The organism is Actinosynnema sp. NPDC050801, assembly GCF_040673975.1.
In the GTDB taxonomy this organism is placed as follows: Bacteria; Actinomycetota; Actinomycetes; order Mycobacteriales; family Pseudonocardiaceae; genus Actinosynnema.
Genome location: NZ_JBFAQZ010000017.1, coordinates 52,496 through 69,799 on the forward strand (window position 1 = coordinate 52,496; position 17,304 = coordinate 69,799).

Consider the following 17,304-nt stretch of genomic DNA (forward strand, 5'->3'; position numbering starts at 1 on the left):
GCCCGGGTGACCAGATCAGATGATCGGGGTGCTCCAGCTCTTGGGCGTGACGTACGGGCTGGTCAGCGTGACGACCTCGGTGTCGCCGACGGTGACCGTGAGGCCGGCGGCGGCCAGGTCCGGCGGCAGCCGAAGCAGGCCGAGGGAGGACTTCAGCCCGACGCTGTGAACGGCGTGCACGACCTCGCCGATCTTCTCCCCGCCCACGGTGACCGGTGTGCCCGGCGCGGGCACCTCGGTACCGCCGGCGAAGCCCACCGTGCGGCGCTCGGCCGTGCCCTCGAAGGCGGCCAGCACGGCGTCACGTCCGATGAACTCGTCCTTGGTGACGTCCACGAGCCAGCCCGCGCCCATCTCCAGCACGTCGACACCCTCGCCCGCCTCGTGGCGCACGACCGGCTGCCGCACCTCCAGCATCGCCAGCTCCACGGCCTCCTGACCGGCGGGCACGGCGTGCTCCAGGGCCTTGGTCCACAGCCGCTCGGCCGACTCGCGCGGCACCAGCACCTTGTAGCCGTACTCGCCCGTCACGCCGGTGCGGGCGAAGAGGAAGTCCACGCCGTCCCACTGGCCGTCCACGACGGACTCGAACGGCAGCGCGGCCAGCTCACCGTCGATCAGCCGGCCGACCACGCCCCACGCGTACGGGCCCTCCAGGCCGAAGAGCGCGTGTTCGGCGGTGCGGTCGGTGATCTCCACGTCGGGCTCGGCGTGCGCGCGCAGGTGCTCCAGCAGCCGGGTGCCCGCACCGGTGGAGGACTCCAGCAGCAAGCCGCCCTCCCGGCCCCACACCACGACCTGGTCCACGACAGCGCCGTCCTCGGTGAGCACCAGGCTCGTCATGCAGCGCTCGGCGGTCAGGTACTCCACGTCGCGCGCCAGCACCTTCTGCGCGAAGTCGGTGGCGCCGCTGCCGGAGAGCTCGATGATCCGCTCGCCGGACAGGTCCAGCAGGGCGGCCCGCTCCCGGATCGCCTCGTACTCGGCGTCGAGCGTGCTGAACCGCAGCGCGACCTCGGCGTCCAGGACGGTGCCGTACACGGCGCCCTCGGGGTGCGCGGCCTTCACCGGCGACGTCAGGGGTTCCATTGTCGTGTCAAACCTTTCCGGTAGGGCTGGTGGCTGCCGGGTCGGCGATGGTGATGGTGCCCTCGGCGGCGACCTGGCCGTCGACCCTGGCGCTCACCTTGAACTCGCTGAAGCCCCGGCCTCCCGCCGTGCGGTCGGCGGTGAGGACGAGCTGGTCCCCCGGCACGATGGGGCGGCGGAACCGCATCGACCGCACGCCCGCGAGGTAGCCGATCGGCCCCGCGCCGGCGAGGGCGAACACCACGCCGGCCAGCTGGGCCATCGCTTCGACGACGATCACGCCCGGGAGCACGGCGGCGGTCGGGAAGTGCCCCTGGAACCACATCTCCGTGGCCGCGACGTTCTTGATCCCGACCGCGCCGACACCCGGCTCGACCTTCTCGACCCGGTCGATCAGCAGGAAGGGCCAGCGGTGCGGCAGGATCTCCCGGAGCTGGTCGTTGGTCAGCGACGTCCCCGCCCGCACGGGCTCCCGGGTCGTCGTCATGCCGAACCGGTCGGCGCCTGCTCGACCAGGGCCGGGTTCACGTGGTCGGCCAGGCGCGACACCGAACCGAACACCGACATGTCGCTGTCGTAGAGGGCGACGCCGAACTCGGCCTCGATCGCCACGTACAGCTCCAGCACGTCGAGGCTGTCCAACTCCAGTCCGCGGCCGAACAGCGGCTGGTCGTCGGTGATCCACGCGGGCTCGATCGGCAGGTCGAGCCGGGAGACGATCATCTTCTTGATCTGGGCGCACGTGTCGTGCCGGGCGGCCGCCGTGGCGCGCAGTTCGTCGAGGGTCACGCTTGTCCTTCCGTCCGCTGGGTGGTGCTCCGGCTCGGGGGTGTTCCGGCGCGGGGGTCAGCCGAGCCCGCCGCCGTTGGCGACGAACGTCTCGCTGGTGATGTAGGACGCCTTGTCGGAGGCCAGGAACGTGACCAGGTTCGCGATCTCCTCGGGCCGGCCCATGCGGCCGAGCCGGATGCGCGAGGCGTAGCCGTCGCGCAGCTTCGCGGGGATGACCTTGGTCATGTCGGTCTCGACGAACCCCGGCGCCACCACGTTGACGCGCACGCCGTGCGGCGCGGCCTCGTAGGACAGCGCCTTGGTGAACGCGATGATCGCGCCCTTGGACGCGACGTAGTTCGTCTGGCCGGGGAAGCCGCCGTCCAGGCCGCTCGCCGAGCTGAGGGTCACGATCGCGCCGCGCCGCTGGTGCTGCATGATGCGCATCGCCTCGCGGCAGGCCAGGAACGTGCCGTGCACGTTGATGTCCATCGTCTCGCGGAACGTGGCGCTGCTCATCGCGACCAGGTGCCGGTCCCGCGTCACGCCCGCGCTGGTGACCAGCACGTCGAGCCTGCCGTGCTCGGAGCGCACGGAGCGGAACAGCTCGCGCACCGCGTCCTCGTCGGTGACGTCGGCCCGCACCGCGGTCGCGCTGCCGCCGTCCTGCTCGACCTGCGCGACCAACTCCTTGGCCTGTTCCTCCGAGCGCGAGTAGTTGACCACGACGTGCACGCCGTGGGCCGCCAGGTCGACCACGACGGCCCGCCCGATCCCGCGCGACCCGCCGGTGACCACGGCGACCGATCCTTCGGCGAACATGGTGCCTCCCCACGTTGTCCAAGGCTTGCCCGCTGCGCACGCCGTCGTTCGGCGCAACGCTACTGACCTGCGACTTCAGTGCTCTATCACTTCGATATCCGCCTCCTTGACGTCCCCGCGGCGGTGTCGCACGCTCCTGCGCATGGCTGACTTCGAGGTCGACGTCCTGATCGTGGGTGGTGGCCCGGTCGGCCTCGCCGCGTCGATCGAGTGCTCCCGGCACGGGTTGACGTCGCTGCTGGTGGAGCGGCACACCGGCACGTCGATCTTCCCCAAGGCGCGCCTGGTGTCGACCCGCACGATGGAGCTGGTGCGGGCGTGGGGGCTGGCGGAGGAGGTCGAGCGCGTCGGCCTGCCGCGCGAGGACAGCCTGGCCGTGGGCGTCGGCTCCTCGCTGACCGCGGCCGACTTCCACCGCGAGGTCGCCCCCGTCGCCGAGGACGCGCCGCACAGCCCCACGTACACCTACATCTGCGCGCAGGACAGGTTCGAGGTGGTCCTGCGGGACCTGGCCGAACGCCTGCCCGGCGCCGACGTCCGGTTCGCCACCACCCTCACGTCCCTGGACCAGGACGAGTCCGGCGTGGACGCGGTGGTCGAGTCGGCGTCCGGCCGCGCCACCGTCCGCGCCCGCTACGCCATCGCCGCCGACGGTGGGCGCAGCACCGTGCGCGACCGGCTCGGCATCGGCGTCGAGGGTCCGCCGCCGCTCGGGCACATGATCAGCATCATGTTCGACGCCGACCTGGTGCCGTTGCTGACCGACCGGATGTGCGCGCTGTACTTCATCCGCAGCGCGATCCCGTGCGCGGTGGAGGCGGTGGACAACCAGCGGCGCTGGATCATCCAGACCGGTTACGACCCGGCGGAGGGCGGCAGCGAGGCCGACTTCACGCCCGAGTTCTGCGTGCAGGTGGTGCGCGAGGCCGTCGGGGTGCCGGACCTGGACGTCGAGCTGGTCGGCGTGATGCCGTGGCTGCAACAGGCGGTGACCGCGACGCGCTTCCGCTCGGGCCGGGTGTTCCTGGCGGGCGACTCGGCGCACGTGTCGACGCCGCAGGGCGGGTTCGGGATGAACTGCGGCATCCAGGACGCGCACAACCTGGTGTGGAAGCTGGCGGCGGTGCTGGCCGGCACGGCCGGCGAGGCCCTGCTCGACACCTACGACGCCGAGCGCCACCCGATCGGCGAGCGCACCGTCGGCGAGAGCCTGGCCAACGCCTTCATCACGTTCCAGATGATGGAGGGCAAGCTGTCCATGAAGGAGGCCATCGCCCAGCAGGCGGGCCGGCGCAGCTGTGAGGGCCTGGTCCTCGGCTTCCACTACGACTCGGCCGCCGTCGTGCCGGACGGCACGGACGCACCGGCGGTCGAGGACCCCTACCGGACGTACGTCCCCACCGCGCGACCGGGCCACCGCGCGCCGCACCTGGCGCTGACCCGGGGCGCGGAGACATTGTCCACTTTGGACCTGTTCGGTGCGGGGCTCGTCCTGCTCACCCCGGCGGGCAGCGGCTGGGCGCAGACGGCGAAGGAGGTCGGCTCCCGGACCGGCGCGGCGATCACCGCGGTCGAGGTGTCGGCCGACGGCTCGACCGCGGTGGTGTCACCGGAGTGGGCCTCGGTCTACGGCGTGGGTGCGATGGGTGCGGTGCTGGTGCGGCCGGACGGTCACGTGGCCTGGCGCAGCACGGCTGCCGCGTCGACGGACGCGCTGTCGGCGGCGGTCGACGCCGTTCTCGCACGTGGTTGACCGGCCTGCCGCGGCGCGCACCGGTCGAACCGGAACGCGAGCGGGCAGGCAGCACGACCACGGGAGCCGCTAGGGTGCGCACCGGTCGAGCGGGCGGCACCGGTCAAGCGGGCACGCCGGTCGAGCGGGCGGCACCGGTCAGGCAGGCACGCCGGTCAAGCGGGCACGCCGGTCAGCCATCGACGGTCCAGTCGGTGCGGTGCGGTCCGGACGCCCGCCGCCGCGCGGCGCAGCGGCAGTGGGAAGCCGTCCGCCGAGCCGACGATCCTGCTCGCCTCACCGCGTTCCTCGGCCACCCAGTCGTGCCCGAGCAGCATGGTCAGCAGCTGCCACGACTCCTCCGGCCTCAGCGGTTCCAGGAACGCCCGGTGCGCACCCTGACGGGCGACCAGCTCATCCATCGGGTGCCGGCTGGTGACGATGACCCTGTTGTGCGTGCCGCTGGGCAACAGCGGCCGGACCTGGGCGTGGTCCACCGCACCGTCCAGCACCACCAGCACGCGCTTGTGCGACACGGTGCTGCGGTACAGCGCGACCTTCTCGCCCGGGTCGTCCGGGATGGACGCCGCCGGGACGCCGAGCGCCCGCAGGAACCGGTCCAGCAGCACGGCCGGCGGTACCGGCCGGTCGAAGTCGTCCACCAGGTCGGCGTGCAGCTGCCCGTCCGGGAACCGGTCCAGGCGGTGGTGCGCCCAGCGCAGCGCCAGCGCCGTCTTGCCCACCTCACCAGGACCCGAGAGCACGACCGCGCCGGGCACGTCCGGACCGGCCGCGAGGGCGGCGTCCAGCTCGGCCAGCTCGGCCGACCGACCGGCGAACGGCAGGATTTGGCGCGGCAACTGGGACGGTGCCACCGCCGGCACCTCGGCACGGGCCGGCGCGAGCAGCGCCGGCGCGTCGCGCAGGACCTGCTCGTGCAGCTCCCGCAGCTCCGGACCGGGCTCCAAGCCGATCTGCTCGACCAGCACCCGCCGCGCGTCCTGGTAGGTGCGCAGCGCGTCCGCCCGCCGACCCGACCGGTACTGGGCCAGCATCAGCTGTGCCCGGGCACGCTCGCGCAGCGGGTGCTCCGCCACCACGGCGGCCAGGTCCTTGCCGACCCGGTGGTGCAGCCCGAGCCGCAGCTCCAGCTCGGCGCACGCCTCCACCGCGTCCAACCGCGCGGACTGCAGCGACACCGCTTCCGCGCGCAGACCGGGCAGGTCCTCGAACGGCACACCGCGCCACAACCCCAGCGCCTCGCGGAACAGCGCCGCGGCGCCCGCCGCGTCACCACCCGCCGCGCGCTGCCGAGCCCGGCCGACGAGTCCGTTGAACCGCAACCAGTCCACGGCGTCCTCGTCCAGCCGCGCCACGTAGCCGGGGCTCGCGGTGTCGATGGCGCGACCCGCGTCGCCGAGCGCTCGCCGCAGCCGGGACACGCAGATCGCGACCTGCCCGCGCGCGCTGGCCGGCGGGTCGCCGTGCCACACCGCCTCGATGAGCCGGTCCACGCTGACCACGCGGTTGGTGTCGAACACCAGCCGTGCCAGCACCGCGCGCTCACGTGGCCCGCCCACCCGCTGCTCCACGCCATCGCGCAGGAACCGGATCGGGCCCAGCACGCCGAATTCGGCCGGGACGGGGGTCAACGCGACCGCGCCAGGTGCTTCTCGACCTCGTCGGCGGCGCGCGCCGTGCCGCCCGCCTCGGCGACGGCCTTGCGCATCAGCTCCGACCGGGCCGCGGTCTCCGGGTCGCCGAGCACGGACGTGACCGCGTCGACCAGCGTCGCGGGCGTGAGGTCGGCGGGGTCGAGCACGGTGCCGAGGCCCAGTTCCCGGACCCGCCACCCGGTGGGCCGGTCGAGCGCGGAACCCGGCACGCACACCATCGGCGTGCCCGATCGCAGCGCCTCCATCACGGTGCCCATGCCGGCGTGCGTGACGCACAGGGCCGCGTGCTCCAGCACGGCCACGTGCGGCACGAAGTCGTGCACCTCGACGTTGGGCGGCAGGTCGCCGAGCGAGGCGCGGTCCACCCCACCGCCGGTGGTCATCACCGCGTGCCACGGCCGACCGCGGAACGCCTCGACGCACGTGCGGAAGAAGCCCTCGTCCTCGTTGAACACCGCGCCGAGCGACACCAGCACCACGGGCAGGTCGTCGGCGGGCGGCGTCCACGACCCGAGGAAGCTGCGGTCGCCGACGCACGGCCCGACGAACGCGAACCGCTCGTCGAAGGTCTCGCCCGCGTACTGGAACTCCCGCGGCACGGTGACCAGGCTCAGCGGCGGCACCTCGAACCACACCTCGTGCGGCGCGGCGACCACCCCGTAACGGGCGCACAGCGCGCCGATGCGCCCCATCGTGGCGCCGACCCACTCGGGCATCTCCCTCGGCCGCTCCGCCGCGGGCCGCTCGGCGGCGCCCGACTCGGGGTTGTACATGGCGTTGAGGAAGGAGAAGTGCTCGTTGGAGGCGAACACCGGGATCACCTGCGTGGCGGGGAGGTCCCAGTGCCGGGCCAGCACTCGGGCCGCGTAGAGCACCGAGGTGTCGTAGACCAGGCAGTCCGGTCGGTCGCCGTCGAGTTCGGCCGTCGCGGTGGCGAGCATGGCCTCGCTCTCGTCGAGCAGCACGCCCATCAGGTAGCCGGGATCGTTCGCCACGAGGGCGAAATCGGCGTCGCGGTACCGCGACGGGTAGGTCACGACGGTGGCGCCGGCCTCGGCGACGATCTCCGCCATGCTCGGCGCGGTCAGGTAGGTGACCCGGTGCCCGCGCGCGGCCAGTTCGGTGACCACCGCGAGGTTCGGGATGACGTGCCCGTGGTCCGGGTGGCACATGAACAGGAAATGCCGCGACATTCGTCGTCCTCGCCCGATTGGTGTGCTGGAATCCGGCGACCCTGCCGGGAGCGTGGCCACCGTAAAGCGCTCGGAAGTGACCTGGACACCCCTAAGCCCCCTATTCACCCACCGTCCGACGCTCGCGCGAACGGACCAGTGGCCGTTCACCCCCGCGGACCGCGCCGACCACCCTGACCTGCAGGTTAGGGGTTACCCCCTAGCCGGGGGCCAGACCTAGGCTGGTCGGGAAGCCGACCACCGCGAAAGGGCTGCCGATGGCCACGCTCGTCTGGGACTACTCGCGCGAATACGAATCGGAGCGCAAGGACATACTCGACGCGGTCGAGACCGTGTTCTCCTCCGGCAGGCTCGTCCTCGGGCCGAGCGTGTCGTCCTTCGAGGCGGAGTTCGCCGCCTACCACGGCGTCGCCCACTGCGTCGGCGTGGACAACGGCACGAACGCGATCCGCCTGGCCCTCCAGGCGCTCGGCGTCGGCCCCGGCGACGAGGTGGTCACGGTGTCCAACACCGCCGCGCCGACCGTGCTGGCGATCGACGCCGTCGGCGCCACACCGGTGTTCGTCGACATCGACCCGGACAGCTACCTGATGGACGTCACGCAGGTGGCTTCCGTGATCACGCCACGCACCAAGGCCCTGCTGCCCGTGCACCTGTACGGCCAGTGCGTGGACATGGAACCGTTGCGGGAGCTGGCACGGCGGCACGGCCTGCTGGTGCTGGAGGACTGCGCCCAGGCGCACGGCGCGCGCCACCACGGCCGGGTGGCCGGGTCGATGGGCGACGCCGCCGCGTTCTCCTTCTACCCCACCAAGGTGCTCGGCGCCTACGGCGACGGCGGCGCGACGATCACCAACGACCCCGCGGTGGCCGCGAACCTGCGCCGCCACCGCTACTACGGCATGGAGAAGACCTACTACGTCGTGGAGACACCCGGCCACAACTGCCGGCTCGACGAGGTGCAGGCGGAGATCCTGCGCCGCAAGCTCGTCCGCCTGGACGACTACGTCGCGGCGAGGCAGGCGGTGGCCGCGCGGTACGCGGAGGCGCTGGCGGACACCGACCTGGTGCTGCCCACGACCGTGCCGGGCAACACGCACGTGCACTACGTCCACGTGGTGCGCCACCCACGGCGCGACGACATCCTGGAACGCTTGAAGGCGTACGACATCCACTTGAACATCAGCTACCCGTGGCCGGTGCACACCATGACCGGTTTCGCGCACCTGGGCTACGCCGAGGGCAGCCTGCCGGTGACCGAGCGGGTGGCCGACGAGATCTTCTCGCTGCCGATGTACCCGTCGCTGCCCCAGGACACGCAGGAGCACGTGGTGGAGTCGCTCAAGCAGGTGCTGGCGACGCTCTGACCGGGCCGGGGCCGGGCGGCGGCACCCGTCCCCGCCCGGGCCGGCCTCACCCGCGCGGGACGAGGCTGCGCAGGCACAGCAGCAGGCTGCGGGCCTGGATGTTGACGTAGAAGCTGTGCCTCAGCAGCTCTTCGTACTGGTGCAGGGTCAGCCACCGGTACTCGGGGTCGTCCGGTGCGACTTCGGCGTCGGTCTCCACGACCAGGTACCGGTTGCGGGCGCCGAGGAACCGACCGCCCTCCTCCGACAGCACGGCGTCGAAGCGGATCGTGGTCGAGCCGAGCACCTCGTCGAGGAACCGGGGCCGCACCGGCAAGTGGTCGTGCGCCTCGGGCACGCACTGCACGGTGGGTGCCAGCTCGGTCACGTCGGCGTAGCCGGCCTCGGTGCGCGCGTGGGTGAGCACGTGCAGCACGCCGCCGATCTCCTTGACCAGGAACGCGATCACCCCCGTGCCGACCGGTTCGATCATCGGCTGGGACCAGGCGCCGACCTCACGCCCACCTGCCCGCACGTCCACGCCCACGACGCTGAAGAACCCGCCGCCGCGGTGCGCGATGACGCCGTCCTCGCGGGTCCAGTCCGGCAGCCCGGCCAACGGACCGAGGGCGACCCGCAGGTCGGTGCGCGTGCGGACCTCGGTGATCCAGCTCAGCACGTCCCCGATGGTGTGCACGCCGGGCGTGCCCGGGTCGACGGACCGGACCAGGGCTTCGCTGAACGGGTCGGCCGCCGCGCGGGCCAGGGCCGCGCCACCGCCGGGCAGGCAGGCCAGCACCGTGCGGGCGTCCATGTTCACCAGGTCCGGCATGGTCATCAGGTCGGCGATCTCACCGAGGGTGAACCAGCGGAACCCCTCGCGCACCTCGACCTCGCCGTCGACCTCGACGACCATGTTGCGGTTGCGCTTGCGGTAGAACCAGGCACCCTGCTCGGACTGCCGGATGTCCACCAGGACCTGGTGGCCGGAGGTGTCGCGGAAGTGCTCCAGGTAGGGGATGGGCTTGCCCTGGTGCACGCGGGTGTAGTTGCTGCGGGTGGCCTGCACGGTCGGCGACAGCTGCAGGCCGTTGTGGTTGCCCGGTTCGTGCTTGGCCTGCATCAGGCACTGCAGCACACCGTCGACCTCGCGCACCAGGATGCCGAGGATGCCGATCTCCGGCTGGTTGATGATCGGCTGCGACCAGTGCGGCACCGGCGTGCCGGGCAGGTCGACGGCGAGCGCCTCGACGCTGAAGAACCGACCGGTGTGGTGGCGCAGGTTGCCGGTGCCCGGTTCGGTGAGCCAGCCCGCGAGGCCGTCCAGCGGCACGCGCTCGACGTGCATCCAGCTGCGCTCGGCGGTGCGGGCGAGCCAGGCGTGCACGGCGCCGGGATCACGGGCGGCGAGCATCGACTCGGCCAGGCGCACCTGGGTGGGACGGCGGGTGGGCGCGGTCACCTGGTGTGCTCTCCTCGGCTCAGGCGGCGTGTGCCGGCAGCAGTCCGGTGTCCCGCGCGAGGGCCAGGCCCGGCGCGGCGCGGTCGCGTTCGGACAGCACGACGTCGGCGGGTAGGGGCAGCGCCAGGTCCGGGTCCAAGAGGGACACCGCCAGCTCGTCGGCGGGTTCGTAGGCACGGGACAGCAGGTAGTGCACAGTGGAGTGGTCGTCCAAGGCGATGAACGCGTGGCCGAGTCCCGGCGGGAGGTAGACGGCGCGGAAGTCGTCGCCCACCAGCTCGACGGAGTCCCACGCGCCGAACGTCGGCGAGCCGACCCGCAGGTCCACCACGATGTCCAGCACACGTCCACGCGAGCAGGTCACGTACTTCGCGCAACCCGGTGCCGTGCGGGCGTAGTGCACACCGCGGGCAACCCCGCGGCGGGACACGCTGGCACTGGCCTGGGCCACGGCGAACAGCGGCACACCGACCGCCTCGGCGAACACCTCGTGCTGGAACGGGGAGACGAACAGGCCGCGGTCGTCCGGGAACACCTCGGGCTCGAACTCCCAGGCGCCACCGACAGAGAGTGCGCGGGCTTTCATCGACGACCTCCGTCCCAAGGCGGTGATCAGCGTGCAGCGCCCCGGACCGCGCGGTCAACCAGCTTAGGGGAACCCCTACGCGGGGTTAGGGGTACCCGGCCCAGGACTGTCCATTGAGGACCGGAGGAGGTGGGCGACGGTCCTCGACACCGCCTCGGCCAGCGGAACCCGGGCCCGCCAACCGGTGGCCAGGGTGAAGGCGGCCGGGTCGGCGACGAGGCTGCGGAAGTCCGACGCGGTGGCGTGCGGCGGTGGCGGCACCGATTGCACCGGCACGGCCGGGCGGCCGGTGTGGTCCGCGACGGTGGCGGCGACGAGCTCGAACAACGAGCGCACCGCGACCCCGGCGCCCGAACCGACGAGCCACGCCCGCCCGGCCAGCTGGTCGGCGTGCACCACGGCCGCCGCGAACGCCTCGGCGACGTCCTCGGCGAACACCAGGTCACGTTCCATGTCCCCGGCACCCCACACGGTCAGCGGCTCGCCGGCCAGCGCACGCCGAGCCATCGCGGTCACCACGCCCCGGTCCGGGGAGCCGGTGGAGGGGCCGAACACGGTGGGCAGCCTCAAGGAGCAGCCGCCCGCGTCGAGCACGAGCCGTTCGGCGGCGCACTTCTGCCGGTCGTACTCCGACCCGGGGTGGTCGGTCTCGGTGCCGTCGATCCGCTCCGGCGCACCCGGTCCCACCTGCGAGGTGGAGCCGGCGAACACGACGGTCCCCCGAGCCGCGGCCACCGCCTCGGCGACGATGCCGACGTTGACCCGGGCGGCCTCGGCCGCGCCGCCGTCGGCGACCCGCCAGGTGCCGCCGCCGGTGAACAGCACCAGCGGCAGCACCACGTCCGCGCCCGCGACCGCGGCGGCCACCGCGCCGGGCTCGGCGAGGTCGGCCGCGACGACCTCGGCCGGGAACGGCGGCACGCCGGGGTCGCGTGCCACCACCCGCACGCGCGCGCCCCGCGCCGCCAGCCGTGCCGACACCGCGGAACCCACGAACCCCGAGCCGCCGAGCACCGCGACGAGCGTGCCGGCCAGATCCCCCGGCACGCTCACACCACGTGGACGTCGGGCACGTACAGGATCCACTTGCCGCCCGCCTCGCGGAACGCCTCCTCCTTGGCCATGATCTCCGCGGCGTGGTTCCAGGCGAACAGCAGCGCGTAGCCGGGGTAGGGGTCGGCGAAGGCGGCCGGCGGGCGCACCGGGATGCCCGAGCCGGGCGCCAGCCTGTGCTGCTTGGCGGGCGTGGTGTCGCTGATGAACTCGACCAGGTCCGGCCCGATGCCGCAGAGGTTGGTGACGGTGGCGCTCTTGGCGGTCGCGCCGTAGCCGACGACCCGCTCGCCCTTGGCCTTCAGGTCCTCCAACAGCGCCAGCAGGTCGGTGCGGATCGCGCGGATCCGGTCGCCGAACCCGTCGAGGACGGCGGGGTCGTGCAGGCCGCGCGCCTCCTCCTCGGCGAGCAGGGCGACGACGGCCGCGGTGCGGGTGCGCGCGCCGGGCAGGGCCAGGGTGTAGCGGACCTCGCCGCCGTGCACCGGCAGGCGTTCGACGTCGACCAGCTCCAGGCCGTGCCGGCGGGCCATGGCGTCCACGGAGGTGGCGCTGAACAGGAAGAAGTGCTCGTCGTAGATCTGGTCGAACGAGGTCTGCTCGACGATGTCACCGAGGTAGGGGTCCTCGAACACGAACGCCCCGCCGGGCTTGAGCAGCGCCACGACACCGCGCAGGATCGAGTCCACGTAGGGGATGTGGCAGAACGTGTTCGCGGCGTACACGAGGTCGGCCGGACCGTCCTGCTCGCGGATGGACAGCGCGGTGGACTCCTCGAAGAAGTCCTTGCGGACCCGCACGCCCGCCTCGGCGGCCAGGTCGGCGACCGCGCCGGACGGCTCCACGCCCAGGTGCCGCACGCCCGCCTCCGCGACGGTGCGCAACATGGTGCCGTCGTTGCAGCCCAGCTCGACCACGAGCGGGTCCTCGCCCGCCAGCTCGGTGCTCAGGAACCGCTCGGCCAGGGCGCGGAAGTGCTCGCGCATCACCGCGGACCCCTGGGACAGGTACGGGTAGTCCTCGTGGAACATCTTCTCCCTGGGCACCTCTTCCATCAGCTGCACCATCGCGCAGTCCGCGCACGCGCCCACGGCGAGGCGGTAGGTGAACTCGACGGAGGTGTCCTCGGGCAGCCGGAACGCGTCGGACAGCGGCTGGGCACCGAGGTCGACGAACTCGGTGACCGTCCCGGCGCAGACGCGGCAGGTGGACTGGTTGGGCATTGGCGGGCTCTTTCTGCTCGGGGTGGTACGCGGGTCACCCTCGGGCTTCGAAGGCCCGCGGGCCTTCGCCCGTCCGCTGGGACAGGCGGTGCGGCAGGTCCGCCCGGCTGCGCATGCCCAGCTTGCGGTAGACCCTGGTGAGGTGCTGCTCGACGGTGCTGACGGTGATGTAGAGGATGCCGCTGATCTCGCGGTTCGTGTGGCCCTTCGCGGCGAGTTCGGCCACGCGCAGCTCGGAGTCGCTCAGGACCGGTCGCCCGTCGCCGCCGTCGCCGCCACCGTCCTCCCAGTCGACCGGGATGGGCAGGGCGCCGGAGTAGGACGCCTTGGTCTCGGCCGCCGCGACCCGGGACAGCTCGCGCGCCTCGCCGTGCTCGCCCAAGGTGTCGAGCGCTTCGCTGAGGTCGGACAGGGCGCGGGCCAGCTCGACCCGGTCACCCGCCCGCCGCAGGTGCCGCACGGCCTCGCGCAGCAGCCCGGGCCGCTCGGCGGGCTCGCTCGCCGCGGCGAGGACCCGCAGCGCCGCGCCGCGGGTGCGGCGGTCGCCCGCCGGCAGCAGCATCTGCTCGCGGATCAGCTCGCGGGCCGCCTCCGGGCGACCGAGGGTGAGGTTGGCCTGGGCGAGGCCGCAGCGCCACGGCGCGAGCACCGGCAGGTCGACGCCCCACTCGCGCATCCGGGTGCCGCAGTTCTGGAAGTCGCTGATGGCGGCTAGCACCCGCCCGGCGGCGAGGTTGCCGTTGCCGCGGGCGTGCAGGTAGCGCAGGCCGGCGGCGGTGGCGAACATGGCGTCGGGCACGCGCAGTCGCATCACGTCGGCGACCACGCGGTGCCGACCGAGCGCGGTGTTGGCCTCCAGCAGCACGGCCAGCGGGTAGCCGATGGACAGGCCCCAGCCCTGGTGCGGCAGCAGGGCGAGTGCGGTCTCGGCGCGTGCGGCGGCCACCACCACCTCGCCGCGCCGCAGGGCGATGTCGGCTCGGACGACCTCCAGGATCGACTGCCAGGTCACCGCGCCGCCGCGGGTGGCCTCGGCGACGAGCCGGTCGCACCACCGCTCGGCCCGGTCGGAGTGGCCGCCGTGCAGCAGGATCAGCAGGGCGGTGAGCACGACCTCCAGCGACATGTCGCCGAGCCGGCAGCTCCGCAGGATGTGCTCGGCGCTGGCGATGGCGTCGGGGTGGAACTCGGCGGTCCAGAAGGTGCCGATGGTCTGCGCCGCGGCCACCCACGGGTCCGCGTCGGCCACCACGTCGGTGGCCACGGCGGTCGCCGGACCGAGGCCGTGGAACCACTGGCAGACGATCTGCAACTCGGCCGCGCTCTGCGCGTCCAGCATGCCGGGGTGCTGTTCCAGCACGGCGAGCGCGCGCACGGCCGTGGCCTCGTCCCCGATCCACAGCGCGTGCTGCACGACGGTCGTTGCGTCCCGGCCGCGCAGCCCGCCCACCCACATCGCCTCGTGCAGGGGTTCCATGTGCACGACGGCGGCGGCCGGGTTGACCCGCCACAGCGCCCGGACCAGGACGCTGGTGATGCCCAGCCGCTCGTCCCGCTCGACCACGGGCAGCGCGGGTTCCAGGTAGCGCACGGCCGCTGCCACGTCGTCGCCCATGAGCGCCTGCTCGGCGGCGATGCGCAGCACGGCGACCGGCCAGCCCGGTGCGACCCGGTCGGCGGCCACGAGGTGGTCGGCCACCACGGCCGCCGCCGCGCCGCGCTGGTAGAGCAGTTCGGCGGCACGGGCGTGCAGCCGCACCCGCTCGGCGCCCGGTGTGCTGTCCAGGACCGTCGACGCCGCGCCGGGGTGGCGGAAGCGGCCGTCGAGCAGCAGGCCGGCGGCGGTGAGCACGTCGACCGCCTGCTCGACGGCTTCCGGCGTGGTGCCGGCCAGCCGGCCGAGCAGGACCGGGGTGCGCTCCTCGCCGAGCACGGCGATGGCGCGCGCGACTTCGAGGAGCCCGGCCCCCCAGCGGTGCAGGCACTCCAGCACCGCGCGCTTGAACGCGGGACCGACCCGGTCGGGGCCGGTCTCGTGCCCGGCCTCCAGGTCCTCGATCAGGGCGCGGACCAGCATGGGGTTGCCGCCGCTGAGGGTGTGCCAGGCCGGCGCGAGCACGTCGGGGTCGAGCACCCGGTCGCGCAGCAGTTCGGCGATCCCGTCCGCCGACAGCGGTGCGAGCCGGATGCGGTGGTGCGGCCGGCGGGTCAGCTCGGCGTGGAACAGCGGCAGCGTCGGCTGCGGCTGCTGCCACTCGGCGAGCACGACGACCACCCGGCTGGTCCTGATCCGCCGCCGCAAGTACAGGATGAATTGCAATGACGAGCTGTCGGCGAATTGCACGTCGTCCACGCACAGCACGACCGGGCGTTCCCGCGACAATTCGAGCAGAATTTGACACAATTCATGCACGGGCCGCACATAAGAATGGTGGATGCCCCGCACGTCCGCGCCGGAGTCGTCCACGGCCGCGGCGATCGGTGTGATGAGGTGGGAAACGCGGTCCGCTATTTCCGGCGGCAGCCCGGCGCCGTGGAACAGCTGGTCGATGACCCCGGCCTGCAGGGGACGCTCGGCCGGCGCGCCGGTCGCGGTCAGCAACAGTGCCCCGGAGGCGGCGGCGTGCCGCTGGAACCGCTGGAGCAATTCGGTCTTCCCGCTGGCCAGACCACCGCTGACCAGGGCGAGCCTGCCTGTCCCTGCCGAGCACTCGGCGAGCAGGCCGGCCAGTTCGGCGAGCGCATCACCATGGTCCGTCGGCACCAACCGTCCAGTTCCCTCCAGCGCAGCCACCGATGGTCTTTTCGCTACAGCGCACCCACGTGGAGGCTTTATAGCACGGCTCCCCGACTTGTCCAGGGCCTTCCACACCACGTCCGGAGAACGGCGGCGAAACAGGTTCCCAGCGCGCCTCGAACCCTTCGTAATCGCGCAGTCCGAAATTTGATCATCCCCGTCTCGACCGTGGCGAACGGGCCAACCGGTACGGCCGAATCGCGGACAGCCGGACCTCGGGGCACGCGATACGGGAACGTTCCATAGCACGGGTCGGGCAGGGCATCACCGTGTCGATCGAATCCGTGTCGCAACCGTAGCCGCGCCTGCGGCGGGTGCGGGACTCCGAGGTGCCGCACCCGCCGGACCCCGTCCTCGCGATGCCCGGACGTCCGGGCCACAACCAAGATCCACAACCGGTTTCCACCGCGACCGCCGGGGTTCTGCGCACCGATTGAGACAAATGACATGGGTAACCGATATACCACCCGAACGGTGAATCGTTCCCACGAACCGGACATAACACCGAAAGTTCGGGACTCCGGTGTGGACGCTCACACCGGCCATTTCCCTTGCACTCCACGACGCACGACTGATCGCGCGATCGCGTCGGCGCCCTTCGTCCACCGGGCTTTCCCTGTCAGCGCCCTTCTTCCTCGGTCAGCTGTTCGAGCAGGGCGAAACCGTGCTGGTCCACCGAGATCGCGGTCGCGGAGAGGAGGACCACCGCGGTGCCCGCCGTGCGGTCCAGACCCAGCCAGCTGCGAAAGCCGCCGGTGCCGCCGTTGTGCCACGTGATGGCACGGCCGTTGCGCTCGATCGTGATCCACGCCGCGCCGATGCGCACCACTCGACCGGTGAAGTCCTCGACGGGGTCCAGTGCGGCAATGCCGGGGGTGAAGTCGTCGAGGAGCGCGGCGGCGAGGCGGGCCATGTCGCCGATGCGCGCGCGGATGCCTCCGGCCGGTCCCAGCGCTTCGCCCGTCCACGGCTGGCGCTTGCGCCCCCACCTGGTGGTGCCGGTGAGTGCGACAGGTCGCAGGTCGGTCGGGGTGGCGGGCGCGTAGAACACGTCCAGGCCGAGAGGGGTGGCGACCCGGTTTTGGAGCAGGCCCTGGAACGTCGTGCCGGCGGCGCTCGCCAGGGCGTGCCCCAGGAGCTGGAAGCCGAGGTTGGAGTAGCGGGGCCGGGGTGGGCCGGGGCGCACGCCACGTGCCTGGGTGAGCAGCTGGTCGAGCGTTTCGCCGTACGGGTTCGTTCCGTGCAGCCACAGCGCCAGCGACCGGCGCAGCGGAGAGGCCGCGGCGGGCAGGCTCGGCAGGCCCGAGCGGTGGGTGGTGATGGACGACAGCGTCACGCCCGCCACCGGAGTGCCGTCCAGCGGCAACAGGCCGCCCAGCGTGGTGGACGGCCCGACCTCGCCGCGTTCCCGCGCGTCGGCGTAGAGCAGGCCGGTGATCCCCTTGGAGATCGAGCCGATCTCGAAGTCGGCGTCGGCGGACGCGCCCACGCTCGCCACCGAGGTCCCGGCGGGCGAAACCGCGGCGACGGCGGCCACCGGGTGCCGAGACCCCA

Annotated in this window: 14 protein-coding genes; 2 read left to right on the forward strand and 12 right to left on the reverse strand. The window is 72.8% G+C overall.

The features are described 5' to 3' along the window. Window positions 1-15: 15 nt before the first annotated feature. The 4 genes from AB0K14_RS30195 to AB0K14_RS30210 are packed head-to-tail and all read right to left on the reverse strand — an operon-like array spanning window position 16 to window position 2,682. Window positions 16-1,089, reverse strand: coding sequence for an aminomethyl transferase family protein (locus tag AB0K14_RS30195; RefSeq protein ID WP_360456255.1), 1,074 nt, complete (start codon window positions 1,087-1,089; stop codon window positions 16-18). A 7-nt stretch (window positions 1,090-1,096) separates the two neighbouring features. Beyond that, window positions 1,097-1,576, reverse strand: a complete 480-nt coding sequence (gene fabZ, locus AB0K14_RS30200) for a 3-hydroxyacyl-ACP dehydratase FabZ (protein ID WP_360456258.1) — start codon at window positions 1,574-1,576, stop codon at window positions 1,097-1,099. Further along, a complete protein-coding gene (locus AB0K14_RS30205) occupies window positions 1,573-1,878 on the reverse strand; it encodes a phosphopantetheine-binding protein (RefSeq protein WP_360456261.1) in 306 nt (101 codons plus the stop codon). The genes fabZ and AB0K14_RS30205 overlap by 4 nt, the downstream gene beginning before the upstream one ends. Before the next feature lie 57 nt (window positions 1,879-1,935). Then, on the reverse strand, window positions 1,936-2,682 hold the full coding sequence (locus AB0K14_RS30210) for a 3-oxoacyl-ACP reductase family protein (RefSeq protein WP_360456263.1): 747 nt from the start codon (window positions 2,680-2,682) through the stop codon (window positions 1,936-1,938). Between the two features lie 142 nt (window positions 2,683-2,824). On the opposite strand from AB0K14_RS30210, the gene AB0K14_RS30215 reads away from it, so the two are divergent. Beyond that, on the forward strand, window positions 2,825-4,435 hold the full coding sequence (locus tag AB0K14_RS30215; RefSeq protein WP_360456266.1) for an FAD-dependent monooxygenase: 1,611 nt from the start codon (window positions 2,825-2,827) through the stop codon (window positions 4,433-4,435). Window positions 4,436-4,590: 155 nt separating this feature from the next. Here the strand turns inward: AB0K14_RS30215 and AB0K14_RS30220 are convergent, their stop codons facing one another. After that, window positions 4,591-6,066, reverse strand: a complete 1,476-nt coding sequence (locus AB0K14_RS30220) for a BTAD domain-containing putative transcriptional regulator (protein WP_360456269.1) — start codon at window positions 6,064-6,066, stop codon at window positions 4,591-4,593. Continuing rightward, window positions 6,063-7,283, reverse strand: a complete 1,221-nt coding sequence (locus tag AB0K14_RS30225; RefSeq protein WP_360456272.1) for a macrolide family glycosyltransferase — start codon at window positions 7,281-7,283, stop codon at window positions 6,063-6,065. Before AB0K14_RS30225 ends, AB0K14_RS30220 begins: the two co-directional genes overlap by 4 nt. Before the next feature lie 257 nt (window positions 7,284-7,540). On the opposite strand from AB0K14_RS30225, the gene AB0K14_RS30230 reads away from it, so the two are divergent. After that, the gene (locus AB0K14_RS30230; RefSeq protein ID WP_360456275.1) at window positions 7,541-8,650 is read left to right on the forward strand and encodes a DegT/DnrJ/EryC1/StrS family aminotransferase; all 1,110 of its coding nucleotides are present in this window, start codon (window positions 7,541-7,543) and stop codon (window positions 8,648-8,650) included. A 46-nt stretch (window positions 8,651-8,696) separates the two neighbouring features. On the opposite strand, the gene AB0K14_RS30235 is transcribed toward AB0K14_RS30230, so the two are convergent. From AB0K14_RS30235 to AB0K14_RS30260, 6 genes are all read right to left on the reverse strand, one after another. Further along, window positions 8,697-10,091, reverse strand: a complete 1,395-nt coding sequence (locus AB0K14_RS30235; RefSeq protein ID WP_360456278.1) for an NDP-hexose 2,3-dehydratase family protein — start codon at window positions 10,089-10,091, stop codon at window positions 8,697-8,699. Window positions 10,092-10,110: 19 nt separating this feature from the next. Further along, window positions 10,111-10,677, reverse strand: a complete 567-nt coding sequence (gene rfbC, locus AB0K14_RS30240; RefSeq protein ID WP_360456281.1) for a dTDP-4-dehydrorhamnose 3,5-epimerase — start codon at window positions 10,675-10,677, stop codon at window positions 10,111-10,113. A 75-nt stretch (window positions 10,678-10,752) separates the two neighbouring features. Beyond that, window positions 10,753-11,724 carry an NAD-dependent epimerase/dehydratase gene (locus AB0K14_RS30245; protein ID WP_360456284.1) on the reverse strand — a complete coding sequence of 324 codons (972 nt, stop codon included), beginning with the start codon at window positions 11,722-11,724 and terminating at the stop codon, window positions 10,753-10,755. 2 nt (window positions 11,725-11,726) lie between these two features. Further along, window positions 11,727-12,953 carry a class I SAM-dependent methyltransferase gene (locus AB0K14_RS30250; RefSeq protein WP_360456287.1) on the reverse strand — a complete coding sequence of 409 codons (1,227 nt, stop codon included), beginning with the start codon at window positions 12,951-12,953 and terminating at the stop codon, window positions 11,727-11,729. Between the two features lie 34 nt (window positions 12,954-12,987). Then, complete coding sequence (locus AB0K14_RS30255; protein WP_360456290.1) at window positions 12,988-15,717, reverse strand: AAA family ATPase; 2,730 nt, start codon at window positions 15,715-15,717, stop codon at window positions 12,988-12,990. Between the two features lie 652 nt (window positions 15,718-16,369). Beyond that, entirely contained in the window at window positions 16,370-17,287 is a 918-nt protein-coding gene (locus AB0K14_RS30260) for a serine hydrolase domain-containing protein (protein WP_360456293.1), read from the reverse strand. Window positions 17,288-17,304: the final 17 nt, after the last annotated feature.